This is a genomic window from Paenisporosarcina sp. P4_E4_2 (assembly GCF_056401595.1).
Genome location: NZ_JBFUJC010000295.1, coordinates 1 through 3929 on the forward strand (window position 1 = coordinate 1; position 3929 = coordinate 3929).

Sequence of the window (3929 nt, forward strand, 5' to 3'; positions counted from 1 at the left end):
ACACCAATCAGCACAAAAGGTATGGATTCTATTAATATGCTGATAAAAATAGTATTTAATTGTAAAAATGATTGAGAAAACATATGAAAACCCCACTAACTAGAAAGCTTATATTTACAATACAAAATAGTATCATAGATTGTTCGTGTACATCATGAAACTTTAAACCGAGAATTTAAAAACAAAAATTTGTTCCTTTAAAGTAAAAGAATATCCTATCAATAATAATTCTAAGAGACGACTAGAAGTAGACGTAATCGGTGAAAATCGGTTTCAATAATATAACAATTACCAAAACTTACATATATAGTTTTCCCCCAGCATCTTACTAACTCCATTCTAAAATGTTCAAGTGCATGTAATATTTTTTATAAAAAAACCAAACCATATTACTTTTAATCCATAAAAAAACCGCCATATCGGCGGTTTTTTTTGAAGTCTTATTCAGAGTCTTGTTCATCTTGGATTTCATTCTCAACATCTTCATCGTCTCCATCACCACATGCCCCTAGTAAACCTACTGTCAGGAAAGAAGCAGCACCAATTTTCCACCATTTTTGACCGGCAATTGAATTCGTCATCATGTTAATTCCTCCAATTTTGTATGTTTTTTGTTCATTTAACTTACAAGTACGATACCCCTCCGTTACAGGAATATAAACATTGCTTTCATTTTTTTCGGAATTGAGTAAAATTTCTCACATATAGTATTGACATGATGAATATGATTTTGTTATGGTTACTTTATTAAATCGAAAGCAGGTGAGGTATTATGGCAAATTTAATTGAGAACGTAAAATTGCGAATTGGCATGTTCCAGGTATCTCATCACACGTATGCTTTCTAACAAGTAGAACGTTTCTTTTGTGATGTGTATGAACCGTGACTGCCTTTCGCAGCCACGGTTTTTTTTATTTCCCAAGAAAATGTAAATGGACTGAAGCGCATATGGCGCATTCCAATTTTCTTATACACAAATCAGGAGGAACACACATTGAAAATGATTAACACATTGAAAACAATTAAAAATTACGGATGGAACGAGTCTTTAGAAACGAAATGGCAAGACCAATCCTCGAATGAAAAGTTGCAAGCTTGCGTTATTGGACGCGTATTGCTTGAACATAAACATATGTACAGAGTGGTGACAGATGAAGGTGAATGGCTAGCTTCCCTTTCCGGCAGCTTAAAACACCAGGCACATGAACGCCGGGACTATCCGGCTGTCGGTGATTGGGTAGCGGTTGAAAACATGCCAGGTGAAGAAAAAGGTATCATTCGAAACATACTGCCACGAACTTCTATATTTTCACGAAAAGTAGCGGGTGGTACAACGGTAGAACAAATTGTAGCCGTTAACGTAGATATCGTCTTTCTCGTCATGTCTTTGAACATGGATTTCAACCTTCGTCGATTGGAACGATATTTGGTTGCAGCTTGGGACTCAGGCGCAAACCCTGTTATCGTTTTAACGAAAAAAGATGTCTGTGATGATCCACATTTTTATGTGGATCAAGCTGAATCGGTGGCATTTGGTGTACCGATACATGTCGTCAGCAGTGTTACCGGAGAAGGCATTGACGAACTTCAAGACTTATTGAAAGACGGCAAAACTGCTGCGTTGCTGGGCTCATCTGGTGTAGGGAAATCTTCTTTAACCAATGCACTATGCGGTGAGAATGTCATGGCCGTTCAGGACATTCGAGAAGATGATGATAAAGGCCGCCATACGACAACTCATCGAGAATTGTTCCGAATGCCTGGAGGCGGTCTGTTGATTGACACTCCTGGTATGCGTGAATTCCAAATGTGGGATAACAGTGAAAGTTTAGATACTGGCTTTAAGGACGTAGAGCAATTTGCGAGAACATGCCGCTTTACAGATTGCCAACATAATGGCCAACCTGGATGTGGTGTGCAGGAAGCGTTGAATAATGGCTCCCTGACACAAGAACGATATGCAAGCTATGAAAAACTAAAACGTGAGCTTGCTTACATGGAACGAAAAGCGGATGCTGCTGCCCAAAAAGCAGAGCGAGGGAAATGGAAACAAATTACGAAAGATATGCGGAAAAGACCTACTAAAAAAGGATAACAAAAATGGCCAACCTCTATTTCATGGGTTGGCTTTTTGTTTGATTAGGCATTTCTCTGTCTATATCTGTTTAATCGGCTCTTGAGCTGGTTTAATCGGCATCAATCGAGATTTAATCACCCAATAATTAACAACTAACTCCACTAATAGTACATCAACATACAACATTTAACTGATCAATCCTATACCAAAGCAAAAAGTTGAGAACCAACCATAACAGGTCGGTTCTCAACTTTTTAAATCAAACTTTGCGATTTCATTTCATTCCCGATCCGTGCGTACATTTTCAATTCCTCGATTAAGCCATCGACTTGTTCAGCCGCTTCTTTTACTAGACCATCTCGGTCATAATCAAATGTACTTGGATCAAGCACCAACTGGCGTGGAATTGCATTGGCATAAACGCCTCGCATCACTGTACGCATATTATTCAAGCAATTGATGCCACCTTTTCCTCCACCAGCGATAGCAAGTAAGCCGACTGGTTTATGTAGAAACTGTGTACTGCCCAGGAAGTCCAATGCATTTTTCAGCGCTCCACTCATGGCACTGTGATATTCAGGTGATAACAACAATACAGCATCAGCTTCTAGCACAGCTTGACGTAAAGATTTTACAACAGACTCATTTGCTTGCTCTTCTTCTCCAGTGTACATCGGCATTCCCATTACACTTAAATCCATTGTATGGAATCCATAAGTACGTTCAATAAATCGAGCTGCAATTGCGGTACGACCATGTTTACGTGGTCCTCCACTTATGACTAAAATTTTCATGTTCATTCTCTCCTTTTACAGTCCGCTCGGTTCAGTTAGTCCATGCTTTACTGCATAAAGTGCGGCTTGTGTGCGGTCTTGGACGTGTAGTTTTGAAAAAATATTGGATATGTGGGTTTTGACTGTTTTTTCCGTGACAAACAATGAGGAAGCGATCTCTCTATTGCTTTTCCCTTTTGTAAGCTCAGATAAAACATCCTGCTCTCGTGGAGTCAAAGGATATAATTTGTGCGGTGGATCAATTTGCGGTTCCCGGACCTTCATCAGTTCCGATGTGGCAAGCGGATGCAACGTATTTTCCCCACGCATCAGTTTGCGGATGGATTCCACTAAATCGTCAGGTTCAATATCTTTTAGTTGATAGCCTGCAGCTCCCGCTTCAATAGCAGGAATGACATGATCACGATCTGAAAAGCTCGTAAGCATCAGCACTTCTGTTTGCGGGTACTGTTCTTTGATCTTTTTCGTTGCTTGAATCCCATCCATTATTGGCATAACTAAATCCATTAATACAATATCGGGTCTGAGACTTGCTGTCAATTCAACAGCTTCCTTCCCATTGGTCGCTTCTCCCACCACATCCATGTCTTTTTGCGTTTTCAAGAAAAATAATAAACCGCGGCGAACAACATGATGATCATCCGCAATCAGCACTCGTATCATGCAGATCCCTCCTTAATATGGCAAACGGATTAACAGTTCCGTTCCTTTTTCAATTTCACTCACCCAATCTACGGATCCACCAGCAGCCTGGGCACGGTCGCGCATACTCTGTAAACCGATGGAAGGAATTCGTACATTTTTATCCATTTGAAATCCGCATCCTTCATCTTTCAAAACGAGTAACATATCGGAAGGTGTCACCGTGATGAATAATTCAGCTTCCTGCACACCTGAATGTTTACGGACATTATTTAATCCTTCTTGTGCTATACGGAACAAAGTTTCTTCTATGCGTGATGGCAAGTTATTAACCCCGGTTACATTCACTTTCAAGGAGAAACCAATCATTTCTGCATAGCCTTTTATCCCTTCATCCAAGCCGGTTTCAAGACCCT

Annotated in this window: 6 protein-coding genes; 1 reads left to right on the forward strand and 5 read right to left on the reverse strand. The window is 40.0% G+C overall.

Annotation, left to right across the window (positions count from 1 at the left end; all coding sequences use genetic code 11):
- Both AC1DSB_RS15740 and AC1DSB_RS15745 read right to left on the reverse strand, forming a co-directional pair.
- Window positions 1-83: hypothetical protein (locus AC1DSB_RS15740; RefSeq protein WP_477587070.1), on the reverse strand; the 83-nt coding region annotated here is incomplete at its 3' end.
- A 357-nt stretch (window positions 84-440) separates the two neighbouring features.
- The gene (locus tag AC1DSB_RS15745) at window positions 441-584 is read right to left on the reverse strand and encodes a hypothetical protein (RefSeq protein ID WP_477531933.1); all 144 of its coding nucleotides are present in this window, start codon (window positions 582-584) and stop codon (window positions 441-443) included.
- Window positions 585-1000: 416 nt separating this feature from the next.
- Between AC1DSB_RS15745 and rsgA the strand changes: the two genes are divergently transcribed.
- A complete protein-coding gene (gene rsgA / locus AC1DSB_RS15750; protein ID WP_477531944.1) occupies window positions 1001-2095 on the forward strand; it encodes a ribosome small subunit-dependent GTPase A in 1095 nt (364 codons plus the stop codon).
- Window positions 2096-2331: 236 nt separating this feature from the next.
- Here rsgA and AC1DSB_RS15755 read toward each other — a convergent pair whose 3' ends face one another.
- From AC1DSB_RS15755 to AC1DSB_RS15765, 3 genes are all read right to left on the reverse strand, one after another.
- Window positions 2332-2871: an NADPH-dependent FMN reductase gene (locus AC1DSB_RS15755; RefSeq protein WP_016429200.1), complete on the reverse strand. Its 540-nt coding sequence runs from the start codon at window positions 2869-2871 to the stop codon at window positions 2332-2334.
- A gap of 15 nt (window positions 2872-2886) precedes the next feature.
- A complete protein-coding gene (locus AC1DSB_RS15760) occupies window positions 2887-3534 on the reverse strand; it encodes a response regulator (RefSeq protein WP_016429201.1) in 648 nt (215 codons plus the stop codon).
- A gap of 12 nt (window positions 3535-3546) precedes the next feature.
- The coding region (locus AC1DSB_RS15765; protein ID WP_477587069.1) for a sensor histidine kinase at window positions 3547-3929 on the reverse strand (383 nt) is incomplete at its 5' end.

Bases quoted from the DNA above. Each gene is read 5' to 3' on its own strand.
- AC1DSB_RS15745 (WP_477531933.1), bottom strand. From the start codon at position 584: ATGATGACGAATTCAATTGCCGGTCAAAAATGGTGGAAAATTGGTGCT.
- AC1DSB_RS15760 (WP_016429201.1), bottom strand. From the start codon at position 3,534: ATGATACGAGTGCTGATTGCGGATGATCATCATGTTGTTCGCCGCGGT.
- rsgA (WP_477531944.1), top strand. From the start codon at position 1,001: ATGATTAACACATTGAAAACAATTAAAAATTACGGATGGAACGAGTCT.
- AC1DSB_RS15755 (WP_016429200.1), bottom strand. From the start codon at position 2,871: ATGAAAATTTTAGTCATAAGTGGAGGACCACGTAAACATGGTCGTACC.